This is a genomic window from Duganella rhizosphaerae (assembly GCF_040364205.1).
Lineage (GTDB): Bacteria > Pseudomonadota > Gammaproteobacteria > Burkholderiales > Burkholderiaceae_D > Rugamonas > Rugamonas rhizosphaerae.
Map to the genome: position 1 here is coordinate 89,828 of NZ_BPWK01000010.1, position 18,101 is coordinate 107,928.

Here is an 18,101-nt window from a genome sequence, read left to right on the forward strand (position 1 = left end):
GGGCCGCCTGCATTGTGATGGCTCCCCACACATGAAGGAGTACCCGATGAAATACCTGTTGCTGCCGCTGTTCTCGCTGTTCACCCTGCCGGCCTTCAGCGCCGAGACGCTGACGATCGACCCCAACCACAGCGCTGTGGTCTTTAGCTGGGATCATCATGGCTTTACCAATCCGGTGGCCCGTTTCGAGAAAATCGAAGGCAAGCTGGTGCTGGACGAGGACCTGGGCAAGTCCTCGGTCATGGTGAAGCTGGCGGTGGACGGCGTCCACACCGCCGTTCCCGCCCTCGACCGTCAGCTGGTGAGCGCGGAATTCCTCGATGCCGCCGCCTTCCCCGACATCACCTTCCAGAGCACCAAGATCGTCAAGGGACCGATGGACAGCCTCAAGATCAGCGGCAACCTGTCGGTGCATGGCGTGACCAAGGCCGTGGTCCTCGACGGCAAGATCAACAAGATCAAGCGCGACCCGATGGGCAAGGAGAGCGAAGCCGGGTTCGAGGCCATGGTCAAGCTGAACCGTGCCGATTTCGGCGTCAACAAGTATTTCCCGAACACGGCGCGGGAACTCACGGTCCACATTACGCTGGGCGCGAACTCGGAAGGATGATCGACCGGCGGCGCTGGTACAGATTGTTCAACACCAGCGCCGCCCCGGTGCACGCCGCGCCCAGCAGCTGGCCGGCTGCGATCGGCGTGCCGGCCAGCGCTTCCACCGCGAAGGCGGTCAGCGGCACCACGTCCAGGAACAGCACGCCATTGGTCGGCGTGATGATCTTGTTGCCCAGGTTCCAGCACAGCACCGCCAGCACGCCGGCGACCAGCACCATGTACGCCAGATAGGGCAGCAAGGCCGGCAGCGCCGTGATGGCGGGGCGCGGAATGTAGCCCAGCGCTTGCAAGGCGAAGTCGGCGCCGAGGATGGTGGTCAGCCCGAGGCCGGTGGTGATCGCCGAATAGCGATAGCCGCTCCAGCCGGGAAAGAACGAGGCGCCCAAGGTGTAGAGCGCCCAGCATGCCGCCCCCAGCAGCAGAAAAGTGGCCGAGTCGCTGCCGACGCCGTGATGCAGCAAGCTGGCCGGCGCGCCGCCGGACACCACCAGCAACACCCCATAGAACGACAGCCCGATACAGCCGAACGCCACCGCCGAAGGGCGCATGCCGCGTATCGCCCAGTTCAGCACCAGCGTCAGCATCGGCGTGGTCGCGATCATCGCCGACGCGGACAGGGCGCCGGATTTGCCCGCCAACTGCTGGCCGTGAAAGATGAAGAAGCCGTAGCCGCAAAAGCCGCAGGAGCCCAGGGCCCAGGCCAGCACATAGCGCTCGCCGTGCAGCCTGAGCGCCGCGCCGCCTTCCTTGTAAAACAGAATCGCCAGCAGGATGGCGGCCGCCGCGCTGTAGCGAAACGCCGTGAAGTTAAACGGGTCCATGCGCAGCAAGGCCTGTCCCATGATCGGAAACGATACGCCCCACGCTACTGCGGCGGCCAGGCACAGCGCCATGCCCTTCAAATATTCCTTACGCACAGCCTGCCCCAAGAGTTCAGATGGCGTCGATTCTAGAGTTTCGCCTGTCGGTCGCGTAAGGTACAGATTGGGTACAATACTCGATACTGTACTGGTACAAGGAGCATGACAGATGCACCGATTCCACCGATCCGCCGATGCCGGGCAAAGCGTGGTCGCGCAGGTGGTCGACTATTTCGCCGCAGCGATCGCGGCGCGCGAGCTCACGCCGGGGGCCAGGCTGCCGTCGATCAGGAGCTTCGCGCTGGACTGCAGGATCTCCAAATCGACCGTGGTGGAAGCCTATGACAGGCTGGTGGCGCAGGGGCTGGCAGTCTCCAGGGCCAAGTCCGGCTTCTTCGTCTCCACGCCGAGGCAGGTGCTGGAGATAGGCCGCGCGCCCAGCGCACCGCAACGCAAGGTCGATGAATTCTGGATGCTGAGGAACGCCTTGCAGCTGCCGAGCCACGCCTTGCGTCCCGGCTGCGGCTGGCTGCCGCCCGATTACCTGAACGATGAAGGCATACGGCGCGGGCTGGGCACGCTGCGCCGGGAACCGGGCGACGCGCTGACCTCCTACGGCGAGCCGGCCGGCTACCGCGCGCTGCGCCAACAGTTGCAGCGCCATCTGGGCGGGCGCGGCATCGAGGCGCCGCTGGAGAGTATCGTGCTGACGGACAGCGGCAGCCAGGCGCTCGACCTCGCCATCCGCCTGCTGGTGCAGGCTGGCGATACCGTCTTCGTGGACGACCCGTGCTACTTCAATTTCCAGGCCAGCCTGCGCGCGCACCGGGTCAACGTGGTCGGCATTCCACTCACGCCGAACGGGCCGGACATGCAGCAGTTCGAACTGGAACTGGCGCGGCATCGGCCCCGGCTCTACATCACCAACACGGTGCTGCAAAATCCGACCGGCATTTCCTTTTCCGCCGCGGTGGTGCACCAGATACTGCTGCTGAGCCGGCAGCATGGCTTCGACATCATCGAGGACGACACCTTTGCCGACCTGGAAGAACGCCCTGCGGTGCGGCTCGCCGCGCTGGACCAGTTGCAGCGGGTGATCTACATCGGCAGCTTTTCCAAGACCTTGTCGGGCGCGACGCGCTGCGGCTTTCTGGCGGCCAAGGCGGAGTGGGTGGAAGCCATCCTGGATTTGAAATTGGCCACCACGTTTGGCAACAACGAACTGTCGGCCCACCTCATTTGCAAGCTGCTGCTCGACGGCAGCTACCGCAAGCACACCGAAGCGATCCGGCAGCGCTTGCGGAAGGCGGCGGTGTCGGTGCGCAAGCGGCTGCGCGACTGCGGCCTGGAACCATGGGCCGAGCCGGCGGGCGGGCCGTTTCTATGGGTGCGGGGCGGGCCGGACCTGGACGCGTCGGCGATCGCCAGCGCGGGACTGGCGGCCGGCATACTCTACGCGCCGGGCAATGTGTTTAGCGTCAACAACAGCGCCGGCCATTGCCTGCGGTTTAACGCGGCCTACTCGCACGATCCGCGCATCTTTGCGTTTTTGAAAAAGCAGTTAAAGCTTGACGCTTAGCTGCACCGCCAGGGCGCGAGGCGAGACCGGAATATCGAACGGCAGCGCCAGCCCCGGCGCCAGGCTGGGTTCGCGCGCGTCGGCATTGAACAGGTTGCGCACGGTGGCGGAGACGGTCCAGCCGTGCGGCAGCGGGTGGGTGAGGGTGGCGTCCACGGTGCGGTAGTCGGCGATCGGGGCGCGCGCGTCGCCGGCCGCGCGGCGCCGGCCGGCGACCCAGTTCAGCTGCGGACTGAGACGCCAGCCCGGACTGAAGTCCCAGTCCAGCCGGCTGTTGGCATGGTGGCGCGGCGCGTAGCCCGGATCGCGGCCGGTGGCCTGGTCGCGCGCGTTCTGCCGCGCATAGTTCGCTTGCCAGCGCAGGTTCGGATCGAGCTCCCAGGTCAGTTCGACTTCGCCGCCGTTGCCGTTCACGCTGCCGCTGTTCTGGTAGGCGGCGCCTGGCGCCGGCGCCGGGTTCGCCACGGAGCGGATCAGGTCCTTCATCGCATAGCGGAACAGGCTGAGATTGATGGACAGGTCGGCGCGCGCCTGCCAGGCCAGCGCCGCTTCCGTGGTGGCGATGCTCTCCGGACGCACCTCCGGGTTGCCCATGTTGACCGGATTGATGCCGGTCTGTTCGTTGAAGCTGGGCGAGCGGAAGGCGCGCCCGTGCAGCAGCTTGACCGTGACGTTCAGGTCGGCATCCCACACCAGCGCCAGGCGCGGGTTGGTGGTGCCGCCGAAGTCGGAGTAATCGTCGTGCCGCACGCCGGCCGTCAATGCCCAGTCGCGGGCGAACTGCCATTCGTCCTGCGCGTAGACATAGTTGATCTTGCGGCGCTGGGGCCGGATGTGCGGCTGGATGGCGCCGTAGTCGACGACCGCGCCGGACGGTACCGGGATGCCCGCCGGATTGATCAGGAAGTTCTTCATCGTGCTGACCTGGTACAGATACAGGTCGTCGTGGCCCGCGCCCAGGCGCAGCGCATGCCGGTTCCAGCCGCTGTAGCTGGCAAAGGCCGAGCTGCGCAGATTGCGTTCCCAGCGCCCGGGCCCGCCGATCATGCCGTTCGGGAAGAAGCTCGGGCCGATGCGCGCGCCCGCCGGAAACAGGCCCAGTCCGTCCGGCGACTGTTCGGTGAAAAACATGTAGCTGAGCGAGCCGCCCACGCTCCAGTCAGTGGCAAAGTCGGGCGCGGTCCAGGACAGCTCGCTGACCGCTTCGCCGCTGCGGGTCTTGTGGTCGGGATCGAGCGCCGAATTGACGCCGGCGCCGGTACCGACGTCACTGCGCCATTTCAGGTTGCTGCGCCAGCGCCAGCGTTGCCAGCTCAGGTCGACACTGCCGTCGATCGCGTGGTAGCCCGCGTTCAGCCGGCCCGGGGCCTTGCTGACGTGGGTGCCGAAGCGGCGATCGTTGAGGGTTTGCGCATCGGCCTCGACGGCGCCGTCGGGGCCGTCGGTGCGGCCCACTTGCAGATAGGTCGCGATCGCCAGCTGGCCTTGCTTGTGGCCATATTCAAGCCAGGCTTCGCGCGTATTGAGCGAGCCGGCGCGCGCGCCCACGCGCAGCCCCGGCATTTGCTCCGCCGTCTTGGTGATGATGTTGATGACGCCGGCAAACGCATCGGCGCCATACAGGGCCGAGCCGGGGCCGCGGATGATTTCGATCCGCGCCACGTTCGTCAGCGGCATGCTGGTCCACATATTGCCTTTGTCGCCGTTGAAGTCCGTGCTCATCCGCAGGCCGTTGAGCATGACCAGCACCTGGGGATTGGTGACCCCGCCCGCGCCGATGCCGCGGATGATGTAATTGGACGCATACAGCGTCGCCGTGCGCGTGACATGGATGCCGGCCACGGTTTCCAGCACCTGGTCCAGATCGGTCGCGCCCGTGGCGGCGATATCGTCGGCCGTGATCACGGAGGCGACGGCCGGCGCGCGGCGCAGCAGCTGGGCCGAGCCGGTGGCCAGGCTGATGGCGGACCGGTCCATGCCGTACAGGGCGAGGTCTTCGTCCTCAGGCTGGGCAGCGGAATGCGATGCGGGATGCCAGGCGGTCAGGGCCAAGGCGACCAGCCAGCCGGGGCTAAGGTCTGTCATGCGCGGGCGCAGGGTGGGGAACGGTTTCATCTCGGAAGTCGGACGGCAGCAGAAACACCACAATACACGGCGCCTTGTGCTTTAACAATTAAGTGTTGTCAAAATGCATCAGGAAGTTATCCTGGGTTATGCTTGCCGGGCAGACGCTGACCGGCAACTGGGCTATCAAATGGCTTAATAACGCTGCGAACTCGAACAGCATTCCAACATTCTCGAATATCGGTTACTACACCGGTCGGCGCACGTTCACTTCGCCAGTGCCGGAGCTGGCGTTTTTTTTGCCAACGAAGACATGGGGCGCAGCCGAATCCTGTTATATTGAATTTCCCTCTCCTCCTTGCCACCGGCCTGTTCGTCATCCAGTGCTGTTCGGCGCCAATCTGCGAGCCCGCTCGGCAGTCACGTAATCCACTACATTCTTGCCGAGTTGCAGTGCCCTGGAAGGCGTCCATGTATACGAAGGGTTTTAGTAACGGCGGTTATGAGCAGGCGGGGTGCGATGCCTCAATGATCGATATCCTGTCTGCCGACGGCGGCAAGATATGAGCGTGGTAGCCCCCACCATCCTGATCGTCGACGACGAAGCCCAAAACCGCCGTCTGCTGGCGGTGCTGCTGCGCCCCGAAGGCTACCAGACCGAAAGCGTCGCCAGCGGTGAGGAAGCGCTGAACTCGGTGGCCCATTCGGCCCCCGACCTGATCCTGCTTGACATCATGATGCCCGGCATCGACGGCTACCAGGTCGCCAGCATCCTCAAGGCCAACCCGGCCACTGCCAACATTCCCATCATTATGATCTCCGCGCATGGCGAGCGCGGCGCCCGGCTTGCCGGGCTCGAAGCGGGCGCGGAGGAATTCCTGACCAAGCCGGTCGATCGCACGGAATTGTGGCTGCGTGTGCGCAATCTGTTGCGCCTGAAGGCTTTCGGCGATTTGCAGGAACATAGTTTCGTACTGGAGCAGCAGGTGGCGGCACGCACGGCCGATCTGCAACGCTTCCGCACCGCGATGGACGCCACCGCCGATGCCATCATGCTGGTGAGTCGCGACTCGCTGCGTTTCGTCGAGGTGAACGCCACCAGTTGCCGCATGCTGGGCTATACGCGCGCCGAAATGCTGGCGCTGGGGCCGGTAGCGCTGGGCGCGGTTACGCGCGATGAACTGACGCACGTGTACGACACCGTGATCTCCGGCCAGGCCAGCACGCAATTGAGCGAAACGGCGCTGCATTGCAAGGACGGTACGCTGATCCAGGTGGAGGTGAGCCGCCAGGCCATGCCGTCCGGGAGCGACTGGATCATCGTCAGCGTGGTGCGCGACATCACCGAACGCAAGCAGGCGCAGCAACGGCTGCAGCACCAGGCCAACCACGACGCCTTGACCGGCCTGCCGAACCGCACCTTTTTCTACGAGACGCTGCGCAAGACCATCGCCTTGGCCAGCCATCAAGGTTGGAAGGTGGCGGTGATGTTCATCGACCTCGACCACTTCAAGAACGTCAACGACACCTTGGGCCATGCCATCGGCGACGAACTGTTGATCCAGTTCAGCAATCGCCTGATGACCTGCGTGCGCATGCGCGACACCATCGGACGGCTGGGCGGCGACGAGTTTGGATTGATACTGGTGATGGAGCAAGGCCACCAGGGCGCTGCCCAGGTCGCCGCCAAGATCCGCGACGCGCTGCACCCGCCGTTCAATTTGCAAGGCTACGAAGTGATCATGACGGCCAGCATCGGCATCACGATCCATCCGGACGATGGCGACGATCCTGACGCCTTGATCAAGTATGCCGACACCGCCATGTACCAGGCCAAGCACGCCGGCCGCAACACCTACCGCTTCTTCACCGCGCAAATGAATGTCGACGTGCTGCAACGCCAGGACCTGGAGAGCGCGCTGCGCAAGGCCATCGAGCGCGAGGAATTCGAGCTGCACTACCAGCCCAAGGTATCGCTGACCACCGGCGCGGTGGTCGGGCTGGAAGCGTTGCTGCGCTGGGCCCGGCCTGACCACGGGCTGGTGGCGCCGGGATTGTTCATTCCCGTGCTGGAGGAGAGCGGCTTGATCGTTCGAGTCGGCAGCTGGGTCATCGCGACCGCCTGCCGCCAAATCAAGGAATGGCAGCTGGGCGAGGTGGGGCCGGTCCAGGTCTCGGTCAACGTTGCCGCGCGCCAGTTCATCGAAGGCGATCTGGAGGCCGATATCGCGCGCGCCTTGGCCGACAACGAGCTTCCTGCCGGACTGTTGGAACTGGAGTTGACGGAGACGTCGTTAATGCTCAACACCGAGCGCACCATCGTGTGCCTGCGCAACCTGCGCGAGCGTGGCGTCAAAGTGTCGATCGACGACTTCGGCACCGGTTACTCCAGCCTGGCCTACCTGCGCCGTTTCCCGATCGACAAACTGAAGATCGACATCGCCTTCATCCGCGACGTGACCAGCAGCCCCGACGACGCCGCCATCGTGCTGGCCATCATCACGATGGCGCACAGCCTGAACCTGATGGTGATCGCCGAAGGCGTCGAGACGGAGGCCCAGCAAGCCTATCTGCTGCGCCACCAGTGCGACCAGATCCAGGGCTACCTGATCAGCCGCCCCTTGCCGGCCGCGCAGATCACCCAGTTGATGGTGCTGCGCAAGACGCTGGATCCGTTGGTGAAGCCGAGCATGACGCGGCAAACCTTGCTGATCGTCGACGACGACCCCTTTATGCGCGAACTGCTGGCAGCCGAACTGGGTGGCGAGCAATACAGTGTGCTGCTGGCGCAATCGGGGGCGCAGGCGTTCGAGTTGCTGGCTCAGCATGAAATTCATGTCATCCTGTGCGACCAGAGCATGCCGGACATGGCGGGCACGGAGTTCCTGGACAAGGTGAAAGCCATGTATCCGGACACGTTCAGGATAGTCTTGTCCGGCGAGACCAACCTGGAAGACATGATGGCGGCCGTCAACCGGGGCGCCGTCGACCGCTTCTATACCAAGCCGTGGGACCATGAAGCGCTGCTGGGCAGCATCAGGCAAGCGTTCATGCATCCGCGCCTCAAACCCGCAACGTCAAGCGTCGAAGTGGCTGGCTCTTGATGTAGCCGCGAATAATGGTGGTTCGTCGTTCCCGCGCAGGCGAGAACCTCTGCTGCGCTTGGTTTGACACGACTGCCAACGACAGCAAAATGACGCTACGGCCCAAGTATGACAGCCGCAGGCTGATGGTATTTGAAGGGGCGCAAGAACCCTGATGGGACTATGCAGGTCCGCAGTCGAGGCTGCGACGTCGTTTTGCAGCGACGTCGGGGGCCCTGGGCCTGCTCTGCCGCCTGCGCCCAAGTCAACTCCTTCGGGCGGCCTCCCGTCGTGCGGTGGACTCTATTTCCAGATGTATCCATGCGCTGGCTTTAACGGCATCGTCAACACGGGGACATTGTCGGTTTTTTTTCCATATTTGCGCGCGACGACCGGCGATGGCGCATCGCTGCATCGTTTTTCCCGGCATGCCCGGCTGCTAAAAAAAATCGGCATTGTTTTTGCATAGCCCTTCCGCTGTAGCGGGACGATAGCCCAAGGAGAGCGCAATGAATCGATTTCACGAGATGACACGATGCGCAGCCCGGATCTGTTTAGGGCTGATGGTTTGCTGGCCGGCGGCGCAGGCCTTGGCCGGTGTGATCGCTTTCGAAAACTTGCCGACGTCGGGGTCGACACTGGTGTCCTACCACCACGAAACGGGGCCGGTCCTGGCCGACGATTTTATCGGTGCACGCGGCGGTGCGGTCAGCCGGGTCGAATGGTGGGGCGGAGCCGCCACGAGCAATAGTTGGGAACTGGTGTTCCAGACGAATAATGCGCTGCTTAATGTGCCCAATCGCGACGATGATTTTACCGGCGCCCTGGCCAAATACCTGGGCGTCATCGCTGTCGGCGTGGCTGACGATGTGCGCAACCCGACGCTGTTGCACTACACGGCAGACATCAAGAATGGACTGCTCATTGAGGCTGGCAAACCTTACTGGCTGACGGTGGCCAACTATCAACCGGACTGGAGCTGGGCCCAGGCTTTGGGCGGCGCAAGCGTGGGCGCCGAACAATTCAATGCCCAGCGCTCCGTGGCCGCCGCAGGCATCCTGTGCATGGATGGCGGCCCTCACTGCGGGCCATGGGAGGCCGTCCATACCGACTTGGCCTTTCGTATCAATGTCGTCCCCGAGCCGGGCACCGTCGCCTTGCTCGCTGCCGGCCTGCTTGGCGTCGCCATCGCTTCTTGCCGGCGCCCATTTCGTTTATCTAACCTTGGGAGAATAGCATGACTGCCTTGACCGAACGTGTTGCTTCGTCGATGTTGCAAGTACCCTGGCCGGCGCTACGCCGCGCGCTGGCCGCCGCGGCATTTCTGGCGGCGGGGAATGCCGCGGCCCATATGTCCTTGCCGGTGCTGAGCGGCAGCAGCGGCTGGGAGGCCAGCTTGGACGGCGTCCATTGGCAATCGACTGCAGCCTATGGAAATTACCCGAATCCCATTACGCGGCCGTCGGTGATTTACAACGGCACCGGACCAGACCCCTTGCCAGAACGCGCGAGCTTGATGTGGTACTGGGGTGCGGGTCCTTATACCGGGGTGCCCACGGGAGCCAACGGGCCGACGAAGGCGTATTTTCGTTATCGCTTCGACGTGCCGGAACTCACCGGTGGTCCGGCCATCGCCCGCTTCGCCGCCGACGATGACATGATCTTGAAGTTCAATGGGCACCAGGTCGGCAGCTATCATCTGGACGATCACAAGGTTAATGGCCAACCGGTCCTGTTGGATACCCCCGACCTCACGCCATTTCTCAACACTTTCGATCCCTTCATTGTACCGTCTGGCGCATTCATCGGCGACGGCACCATACATAACGAATTTGTGATTGAAGCAAGAGATCTTGGACTGTACGAATATGTGTTTCTCGATGCCGAGCACTTCACCAACAGCTACTCGGTTGCAATGGTCGCACCGGTCGCCGCCTTGCCCGAACCAGGAACACTGTTGCTGTTGTTCACAGGACTGGTCTTGCTGGTCCTCGCTGTGGAACGCCGCCGGTTTGATCCCGGCTCCAGTTCCACGGCCGCCTGACCAGGTTGGCTCGAATCGACCAGCAGCAAGAAAGCCCACGAACCGAAATCCGTGGGTTTTCTTGATGAATCTTGGTAGGCCGTGCGGGATTCGAACCCGCGACCAACGGATGGGCTTGAGGTCGACGTTTGACCTGTTGGCGACCAAGGTTGTGGCGTCGAACAAATAGATGCGCAGCGTCTCCTCGTGGGTGATGTTGTCGGTGACAAAGGCGAGCAGCAGGTCATGACTACGAATTGCGTTCGCGCAATGCTAGGACGCTGACGGAGCCACGGAGTTCGAATTCGTGGATCTGCCTGTCGCGGAAGCGTGCTGGTTCAGATGTGCGAGGCTGGGCGCGACACATCGCCAGGGATGCCATTTCGGCGACACTGTCGTGGCCGCATCTGGTTCATTTCCGGTCGGGTGTTGGTGTCCGCATGTGTTCCCGCAGGTACCTCCTTGGTGCGCGTAGATTGCCTTCTACCGTTTCAGGTCCAGTCCCAGCGCTGCTTTGCGCAGGCGGCCGTTGCGGCGCAGGTAGGCGAAGGCGGCGCGCGTGTCGTACATCAGTTGATAGTGGTAGTAGTTGATTTGCTCCAGCACCGCGAGCGCCAGCAAACCATACGACCACATCAGGTCCGCAGTCGAGGCTGTGGTGTCGTTCAGCGCTGCAATCAACGCGGCCACAGCGGCGATGGCCAGAAAGTTCGAATATTTAAAGAAGCGGTACAGCGGCTGGAAATACGCCGGCAATGGCTGGCGCCGCACGACCGACTGCAACTTGAGATGCCAGTACAGTACGCCCTGCAGCAGGATGTAGCTGATCAGCACGAGCGCCACTCCCCGCATCGCCCAGGCGACAGGATCGCCTGACCTCTGCCAGTCATAGCAGAAGATGGCGGGCAAGGCGAAGCTGCAGAATGCTTCGGCATTGCGCAGGTATCTCATACGGGCCGGTATGGTTTGCATGCGTTGAATTTTTGCTGTTGAATTGCCAACTTTAGCATAGGCCAGGCAAAAACAAAAAAGCCAACCGCGAACGGTTGGCTTTTCTGATGAATCTTGGTAGGCCGTGCGGGATTCGAACCTGCGACCAACGGATTAAAAGTCCGCTGCTCTACCAGCTGAGCTAACGACCCAAAGGTATGAAACCTTGGTTTTCTTCGAATGGTAGGCCGTGCGGGATTCGAACCTGCGACCAACGGATTAAAAGTCCGCTGCTCTACCAGCTGAGCTAACGACCCCCGAAGAAGCGAGATTATAGGGGGTAATGAGTCTTGCTGTCAAATACCCCCGGGTAATTATTTGCCGCCGAGGCGTTCTTTTGCCGTGACCGCTGCCGCCGAGTCAGGATAGGTCTTGATCAGGTCCTGCAAGGTTTTCTTGGCGGCCTTGTCTTTCAGCTCGGCCTGGCAGCTGGCGATGTTGAGCATGGCTTCCGGCGCTTTCGGGCTGTCGGCGTAGTTCTTCAGTACCAGCAGCTGGGCGGTGATCGCGCCCTTGCAGTCGCGTTGGGCGTAGTAGGAGCTGCCCAGGTAGTACTGCGCGTTGGCCGCGTAGCTGGAGCCCGGATAGCGCGCCACGAACTCGCTGAACGCGGTGCCGGCCGCCTTGTAGTCGCCGGAGGTGAAGGTTTTCCACGCCGCCTCATAGGTGCGCTGCTCGTTCGGGTCGACCTGGGCGGTCTTGCCGTCGATGGTCACTTCGCGCGGCTCCAGCTTGCGTAGGCGGGCGTCCAGGTCGACGTAGAAATCTTTCTGGCGCTTTTGCGCGTTCGCCAGCTCGTTGCTCAGCACTTCGATCTGGCCGCGCAGCTTGGCCACTTCCTGCAGGGTCATTTCATTTTGCGAGACCAGGTCCAGCGTGCTGGACTTGTCGGATTTGGTGTCGATACGGGCGTTCAGCTCGGCGCGCATGGATTCGACCTTGGAGCGCAGGTCGAGCAGGGCCTTGCGGGCTTCGTCGTCGTCGAACAGCCCGGCATGGGCTTGCAGCGGCAGCCAGGTCAGCGCGGCCAGCAGGGCGGCGCTCAGGCCGGATTTGGAGAGTTTCATCATGTCGGGCGCTTTCACACAAATCAAAAAGGAAACGGGGCGGACGCGGTGTTACCCGCGCGCCGCCCCGTATTATGCCTGTGACCCGGCAAAAGGGTAGTGCTTTGTGTTACTTGTAGACGATGTCTGCACGACGGTTTTGCGCCCATGCTTCTTCGTTCGAACCGGAGGCTTTAGGCTTTTCCTTGCCCAGCGATACGGCTTCGATCTGCGATTCCGGCACGCCCAGCGTGGTCATCGCCTTGCGCACGGCTTCGGCGCGCTTCTGGCCCAGGGCCAGGTTGTACTCGGCGCCACCGCGTTCATCGGTGTTGCCTTGGATCAGGATCGAGCGGGCCTTGTTCTTGGCCAGGTAAGCGGAGTGGTTTTCCACCACTGGCTTGCCGTCGTCGCGCACGACGTAGCTGTCGAAGTCGAAGTACACGCTGCGGTTGGCCAGCACGCCTTTAGGATCGTCCAGCGGGTCCAGCGATTTGGTTTCGACCGGGGCGACGGTACGGGTGTCAGGCTGCGGCTGCGGTTTCTGTTCGACTTGACGCTCTTCCACTTTCGCTGGCTCAGCGATCTTGACCGGAGTCGAGCACGCGGACAGGATGGCGGCGGTGGTGACGATAAAAGCTAAGCTGCTGAGTTTACGCATTTGATTCTCCTAGTGATGAAGGCTAAAAAGTTACTGCATGAATGGACCCCAGGTGGGCTCCTTGATGTTGCCCGCCTGAGTGGTCAGGCGTTGTTTTACACGTCCATCCACCGAGACCACGGCCAGCGATTTGCGGCCTCCGGCCTGGGTGGCGTACATGATGTATTTGCCGTTGGGGGCAAAGCTTGGGTACTGGTCGTCGGTGCTGTCGGACAGGCGCTGCTCCTGGCCGCTGGCCAGGTCCATCACGTACAGCTGGTAGTTGCCGTCGCGGCGCGAGATGTAGGCCAGCGTCTTGCCGTCGGCCGACACGCGCGGGCTGATGTTGTAGTTGCCGGTAAAGGTGACGCGCTTGGCGTCGCCGCCGTCGCCGTTCATGCGGTAGATCTGCGGGCCGCCGCTGCGGTCGCTCATGAAGTAGATGCTGCCGTCCGGCGCGAAGTTGGCCTCGGAATCGATGCCGGCGCTGTTGGAGACGCGCTTGAGGTTGCCGCCGTCGGCGTTGACGGTGTAGATCTGCGTATGGCCGTCCTTGGACAGCGACACCGCCAGCTTGTTGCCGGTCTGCGCCCACACCGGCGACGAGTTGCTGCCTTTTTCGTTGGCGATGACGGTGCGCGCGCGTGTGATCAGGTTCTGCACGTAGACCACCGGCTTCTTCTGCTCGAACGACACGTAGGCCACCTTGGTGCCGTCCGGCGACCACGACGGCGAGATGATCGGCTCGTTCGAGCGCAGCGCCATCTGTTCGCCGTCGCCGTCGGCGTCGGCCACCAGCAGCTCGTAGTGGCGCTTGTCGTATTCCTTGACGTAGGCGATGCGGGTCGAGAAGGCGCCGCGGATGCCGGTCAGCTTCAGGAACACGTCGTCGGCGATGTTGTGCGCGGTCAGGCGGGTGAACTGCGGCGCGCGCGACAGGTTCAGCTGCGACAGCTCGCTCTGCTTGACGGTGTCGAACAGCTTGTAGCGCACTTCGTAGTCGCCGGCGGCCGACTTGGCCACGGTGCCCACCACCAATGCGTCGGCGCCCTTGGATTTCCAGGTGCCGTAGTCGATGTTGCTCATGCTGGTGATCACGCCGGCGTCGATCAGCTTGAAGGCGCCGCTGCGTTCCAGGTCGGCCTTGATGATGGCGGAAATCTGTTGCGGGGCGATGTTCTCGTCGGCGAAGCCGGCCACCGCGACCGGGATCTGGTTGCTGCCGACGCCGGAGATTTCGATCCGCATCTGCGCCGAGGCGCCGCCGGCGGCCAGCGCCAGGGCGGCGGACAGGATCACTTGGTTCAGTTTATTCATGGTGGTCATCAGTGCATATCCTTCATATTGAAATCGGCGACAAACTCGCGCTCTACCGTACCATCTTTCTTCTTGGGCAGTGGTGACGATTTGGCAATCGCGTTTTCAATCGCGCTATCGTAAGCGGCCGAGCCGCTGCTCTTCATCTTGCGCACGCCGATGATTTCACCGGTCGGCAGCTGGGTGATCTGGTAGGTCGCGCTGAGCGTATCGTCGACCGTGCCGTACACCAGGTTGCTCTTGATCTTGGCCCGGATCGCCGCCTGGTAGCCGCCGTCGACCTTGCCGCCGGTCGAGGTGGCGGCGGTGCCGGTGCTGCCCTTGGCGGCGTTGCCGGTGATGCGGCTCATCTCGGCGGCGTAGGCTTTGTCGCGGGCGGCCTTGTCGGCTTTCTCGGCTTTTTCCTTGGCGGCCTTCTCGGCCAGCGCGGCTTTCTTCTTGTCCTTCTCGGCCTGTTCCTTCTCGTCCTTCAGCTTTTGCTCGGCTTCCTTCTTGTCCGCCAGTTTCTTGGCGTCCAGCTTGGCCTGCTTCTCTTCGGCTTCCTTCTTCAGCTTGGCTTCCTTGGCCGCTTCGAGTTTTTCCTGCTCGAGCTTTTTCTTCGCCTTCAGGCGTTCCAGCGCGATGTCCGGTTCCTTCGGCGTCGGCGGCGCCTCCACCGGTTTCGGCGGGGCGGTCTTGACCACCGGGGTCGGCTCCGGCTCGGGTTCAGGTTCGGGCTTGACTTGCGGCGGCGCCGGCGCGGCTTCCTGCACCTTCATGTCCCAGATCTCGGCCTGCACCGTGGTCGGCTCGTTGTTCTGCCAGCTGACGCCCACCCACAGGAACAGCAACAGCACGGCGTGCATCGCCGCCGCCAGCGCGATCGAGCGCCAGCCTTCATTTTGTCGCGGCACTTTGTACGGGCCGCCTGCCGTTGCGGGTTTCATCGTATGCACTGTGATTTACTTGGTCGACAAGCCGACCCGGGTTATGCCCATCTTCTTCGCTTCCGAGATCAGCTGGATCACGTCGTCGTACTTGCTTTCCTTGTCGCCGGCGATCAGCACCGGATAGTCGGGATGGTCGGTGTGGATGGTGCGCAGCTTCTTGACCAGCGCGTCGCGGTTGGGCGCGGTTTCCGGCGCCTCTTCACCCTTGCCCTTGACGCCGATCGACAGCGCGCCGTTCGGCTTGATGATCACCTGCACGTAGTCGCTCGGCGGCTTGGTGGAGCGTTCCGCGCTCGGCAGGTCGACCACGCTCGGGTCATTGGCCGAAGGCATGACCATGAAAATAATCAGCAACACCAGCATCACGTCGATGTAGGGCACGACGTTGATCTCGGACTTGAACTTGCGGCCGCGGCCGCCGCGCATGCTGCTGGAAAAAGAGGAAGCCATGATTGCTCTGCCTTCTTAACGCGACTGACGTTGCAGGATGTTGGAGAACTCTTCGACAAAACTTTCGAAGCGGATCGCCAGGCGGTCGATGTCGTGGGCGAAACGGTTGTACGCGACCACGGCCGGAATCGCCGCGAACAGGCCGATGGCGGTGGCGATCAGCGCTTCGGCAATGCCGGGGGCGACCGCGGCCAGCGTGGCCTGCTGCACGTTGGCCAGGCCGCGGAAGGCGTTCATGATGCCCCACACGGTGCCGAGCAGGCCGATGTACGGCGACACCGAACCGACCGAGGCCAGGAAGGCCAGGTGCGATTCCAGCACGTCCATCTCGCGCTGGAAGGCGGCGCGCATGGCGCGGCGGGCGCCGTCCAGCACTGCGCCGGCGTCCATGGTTTCGCGCGCGGCGGCGTAGGCGGCCTTGCTCTTGATGAACTCACCCATACCGGCTTCGAAGATGCGCGCCAGCGGGCCGCTGTTGGCGCGGTCCTTGCCGGCGTTCTGGTGCAGCGCGTGCAGGTTGCCGCCGGCCCAGAAGGTTTTCTCGAATTCGATGGTCAGGCGGCGCGCCGAGCGCACCGCGAACATCTTGCTGAAGATGTAGGTCCAGCTGGTCAGCGAGATGACGAACAGCAGCGCCATGATCAACTGCACGATCAGGTGGGCGTTGGTGATGAGGGACAGGAAAGAGAGGTCTTGGGTGACGTTCATGTATGGGTTCAGTCTGTTTTAATGGTGCTACGCATTTTTTCTGCAACCGACGGTGGCACGGCGCGCGGACTGAGGTCCGAACCGACGCAGCCGACCTTGACTCGGGCGGTGTTCAGCAACTGCTCGCCGCACCAGGCTTGCTGCACGAACTGGATGGAGGCGCGGCCCAGTTTTTCGATACTAAGTGTTAATTTTAGTACGTCGTCCAACCTGGCAGGCGCATGATACTCCGCACTGACGCTTTTGACGACGAACATGGCGTCGTGTTGCTGCAGCAGCGCGTGTTGCTCGACATGGATGGCGCGCAGCCATTCGGTGCGGGCGCGCTCAAAGAACTTGAGGTAGTTTGCGTAATAGACGATACCGCCGGCGTCGGTGTCTTCGTAATAGACCCGTACGTTCCAGATAAACTCTGCTGGCATGTTATTTTGACTACTAGTGAGAGTGAGCAACATTCTACGTGATTTTATTGTTGTCGTTGAAGCTGCGACGGGGAAATCCACGTCAAATCCGCTATTTGTGCGGATTTTTCAACTGCGCACAAAAGATTGCACAAACGATAGTAAAGCGTTTTCCCGGCAACTTGCCAAGGTTTGTAACAACCGCTTACGAATAGAACCCCGCACGGCGATGAGCCGCCGGGGTCTGACCCCGTACGGGGTCAGACCCCTCTTGTCTTGGGGTTAAAGGTTGCGCTTGATCGTCAGCGGGCCGTAGCCTTGGCAAGTTGGCATCATCTCGATGCGGTTGATGTTGATGTGGGCAGGCAGGGTGGCGATCCAGTAGGCGGTGTTGGCGATGTCTTCCGGCGTCAGCGGCTCGGTGCCTTCGTAGACCTTGGCCGCGGCCGCGTCGTTGCCCTTCAGGCGGACGTTGGAGAACTCAGTGCCGCCGCACAGGCCGGGCGCCAGGTTGGTGGCGCGCACGCCGGTGCCCACCAGGTCGGCGCGCAGGTTGAGCGTGAACTGCTCGACGAAGGCCTTGGTGGCGCCGTACACATTGCCGCCCGGGTAAGGCGTGTCGCCGGCCACCGAACCGAGGTTGATGACGGTGCCGCTGCCGCGCGCCACCATGCCCGGCAGGATGGCGCGGGTCATGGCGACCAGGCCGCTGCAATTGGTGGCGATCATGGTGTCCCAGTCCTCCAGCGACGATTCGTGCGCCGGCGTGACGCCCAGCGCCAGGCCGGCATTGTTGACCAGCACGTCGATCTGCGACCACTCGGCCGGCAGGCCGTCCAGCGCGCTCTTGATCGAGGCTTTGTCGGTCACATCCAGCACGACTGGGCGGGCGGCGGCGCCCAGTTCGGCCGACAGCGCTTCCAGGCGGTCGGCGCGGCGGCCGCTGATCAGGACCTTGTGGCCGTTCTGGACGAAAGTGCGGGCCATGGCGGCGCCGAAGCCGGCGGTGGCGCCGGTGATGAAGACGATCATGTTCTATCCTTGCGGTTAATGTGTAAGAGGAGTGGAAACGATGGTCAAGTGTAGCCGAAATGGCAGTATGGCTTATCTCTGCTATCAAAATCGGCATAAGATTGTATTTTAAGCAATGATTTCCTTGCTCAAAACTGGCGCATAAATTACAATCAGGCTTCCATTACGTCTCACGTAACTGGCGAAAAGCTCCGGTCATCACCATTTTGGTGCGTGGCGACCGGTCAGCGAAAGGTGGGCATCCACCGGGAAACGTGAGATTTCATCAGCCGTTCGCCTGGGCAGCCATCGATGGAAATGCACGAAGAGGCTGCCTGTCCGCTATCGGCTTCCCTCATTCGATCCAACCTGCCAGTAACAAGTTACT

At 62.5% G+C, this 18,101-nt stretch carries 16 protein-coding genes, 2 tRNA genes and 1 riboswitch; of the genes, 5 read left to right on the plus strand and 13 right to left on the minus strand.

The window, feature by feature from the left end; translation table 11 throughout:
- Nucleotides 1-46 precede the first annotated feature (46 nt).
- Nucleotides 47-610: a YceI family protein gene (locus tag RUGAMON1_RS21020; RefSeq protein ID WP_445232371.1), complete on the plus strand. Its 564-nt coding sequence runs from the start codon at nt 47-49 to the stop codon at nt 608-610.
- Here the strand turns inward: RUGAMON1_RS21020 and RUGAMON1_RS21025 are convergent.
- A complete protein-coding gene (locus RUGAMON1_RS21025; RefSeq protein ID WP_445232372.1) occupies nt 582-1,529 on the minus strand; it encodes a DMT family transporter in 948 nt (315 codons plus the stop codon). The genes RUGAMON1_RS21020 and RUGAMON1_RS21025 overlap by 29 nt on opposite strands.
- Before the next feature lie 112 nt (nt 1,530-1,641).
- Here RUGAMON1_RS21025 and RUGAMON1_RS21030 point away from each other — a divergent pair, with 112 nt between their 5' ends.
- A complete protein-coding gene (locus RUGAMON1_RS21030; protein ID WP_445232373.1) occupies nt 1,642-3,051 on the plus strand; it encodes an aminotransferase-like domain-containing protein in 1,410 nt (469 codons plus the stop codon).
- Here the strand turns inward: RUGAMON1_RS21030 and RUGAMON1_RS21035 are convergent.
- Nucleotides 3,034-5,136 carry a TonB-dependent receptor plug domain-containing protein gene (locus tag RUGAMON1_RS21035; RefSeq protein ID WP_445232374.1) on the minus strand — a complete coding sequence of 701 codons (2,103 nt, stop codon included), beginning with the start codon at nt 5,134-5,136 and terminating at the stop codon, nt 3,034-3,036. The two genes, RUGAMON1_RS21030 and RUGAMON1_RS21035, sit on opposite strands and share 18 nt — an antisense overlap.
- 542 nt (nt 5,137-5,678) lie before the next feature.
- Here RUGAMON1_RS21035 and RUGAMON1_RS21040 point away from each other — a divergent pair.
- From RUGAMON1_RS21040 to RUGAMON1_RS21050, 3 genes are all read left to right on the plus strand, one after another.
- Nucleotides 5,679-8,219: an EAL domain-containing protein gene (locus RUGAMON1_RS21040; RefSeq protein ID WP_445232375.1), complete on the plus strand. Its 2,541-nt coding sequence runs from the start codon at nt 5,679-5,681 to the stop codon at nt 8,217-8,219.
- Between the two features lie 488 nt (nt 8,220-8,707).
- Nucleotides 8,708-9,439, plus strand: a complete 732-nt coding sequence (locus RUGAMON1_RS21045) for a PEP-CTERM sorting domain-containing protein (RefSeq protein WP_445232376.1) — start codon at nt 8,708-8,710, stop codon at nt 9,437-9,439.
- Complete coding sequence (locus tag RUGAMON1_RS21050; protein WP_445232377.1) at nt 9,436-10,242, plus strand: PEP-CTERM sorting domain-containing protein; 807 nt, start codon at nt 9,436-9,438, stop codon at nt 10,240-10,242. The genes RUGAMON1_RS21045 and RUGAMON1_RS21050 overlap by 4 nt, the downstream gene beginning before the upstream one ends.
- 462 nt (nt 10,243-10,704) lie before the next feature.
- Here RUGAMON1_RS21050 and RUGAMON1_RS21055 read toward each other — a convergent pair whose 3' ends face one another.
- The 11 genes from RUGAMON1_RS21055 to RUGAMON1_RS21105 form a co-directional block, all read right to left on the minus strand.
- The gene (locus RUGAMON1_RS21055; protein ID WP_445232378.1) at nt 10,705-11,193 is read right to left on the minus strand and encodes a hypothetical protein; all 489 of its coding nucleotides are present in this window, start codon (nt 11,191-11,193) and stop codon (nt 10,705-10,707) included.
- Between the two features lie 94 nt (nt 11,194-11,287).
- A tRNA-Lys gene (locus tag RUGAMON1_RS21060) sits at nt 11,288-11,363 on the minus strand.
- 29 nt (nt 11,364-11,392) lie between these two features.
- Nucleotides 11,393-11,468 (minus strand) — tRNA-Lys (locus RUGAMON1_RS21065).
- A gap of 57 nt (nt 11,469-11,525) precedes the next feature.
- A complete protein-coding gene (gene ybgF / locus RUGAMON1_RS21070; RefSeq protein ID WP_445232379.1) occupies nt 11,526-12,281 on the minus strand; it encodes a tol-pal system protein YbgF in 756 nt (251 codons plus the stop codon).
- A gap of 106 nt (nt 12,282-12,387) precedes the next feature.
- Nucleotides 12,388-12,918 (minus strand): peptidoglycan-associated lipoprotein Pal, encoded by a 531-nt coding sequence (gene pal / locus RUGAMON1_RS21075; protein ID WP_008446706.1) that lies wholly within the window; start codon nt 12,916-12,918, stop codon nt 12,388-12,390.
- 30 nt (nt 12,919-12,948) lie between these two features.
- Complete coding sequence (gene tolB, locus RUGAMON1_RS21080) at nt 12,949-14,223, minus strand: Tol-Pal system beta propeller repeat protein TolB (protein WP_445232380.1); 1,275 nt, start codon at nt 14,221-14,223, stop codon at nt 12,949-12,951.
- Nucleotides 14,223-15,140, minus strand: coding sequence for a cell envelope integrity protein TolA (gene tolA, locus RUGAMON1_RS21085; protein ID WP_445232381.1), 918 nt, complete (start codon nt 15,138-15,140; stop codon nt 14,223-14,225). The genes tolB and tolA overlap by 1 nt, the downstream gene beginning before the upstream one ends.
- Nucleotides 15,141-15,155: 15 nt before the next feature.
- Nucleotides 15,156-15,593 (minus strand): ExbD/TolR family protein, encoded by a 438-nt coding sequence (locus RUGAMON1_RS21090; protein WP_217945598.1) that lies wholly within the window; start codon nt 15,591-15,593, stop codon nt 15,156-15,158.
- A gap of 15 nt (nt 15,594-15,608) precedes the next feature.
- Nucleotides 15,609-16,301: a protein TolQ gene (gene tolQ / locus RUGAMON1_RS21095; protein ID WP_445232382.1), complete on the minus strand. Its 693-nt coding sequence runs from the start codon at nt 16,299-16,301 to the stop codon at nt 15,609-15,611.
- Between the two features lie 8 nt (nt 16,302-16,309).
- Nucleotides 16,310-16,723: a tol-pal system-associated acyl-CoA thioesterase gene (gene ybgC, locus RUGAMON1_RS21100; protein ID WP_445232383.1), complete on the minus strand. Its 414-nt coding sequence runs from the start codon at nt 16,721-16,723 to the stop codon at nt 16,310-16,312.
- Nucleotides 16,724-16,984: 261 nt separating this feature from the next.
- Nucleotides 16,985-17,734, minus strand: coding sequence for an SDR family oxidoreductase (locus RUGAMON1_RS21105; RefSeq protein WP_445232384.1), 750 nt, complete (start codon nt 17,732-17,734; stop codon nt 16,985-16,987).
- Nucleotides 17,735-17,898: 164 nt separating this feature from the next.
- Nucleotides 17,899-18,024, plus strand: a riboswitch (ZMP/ZTP riboswitch).
- Nucleotides 18,025-18,101 lie beyond the last annotated feature (77 nt).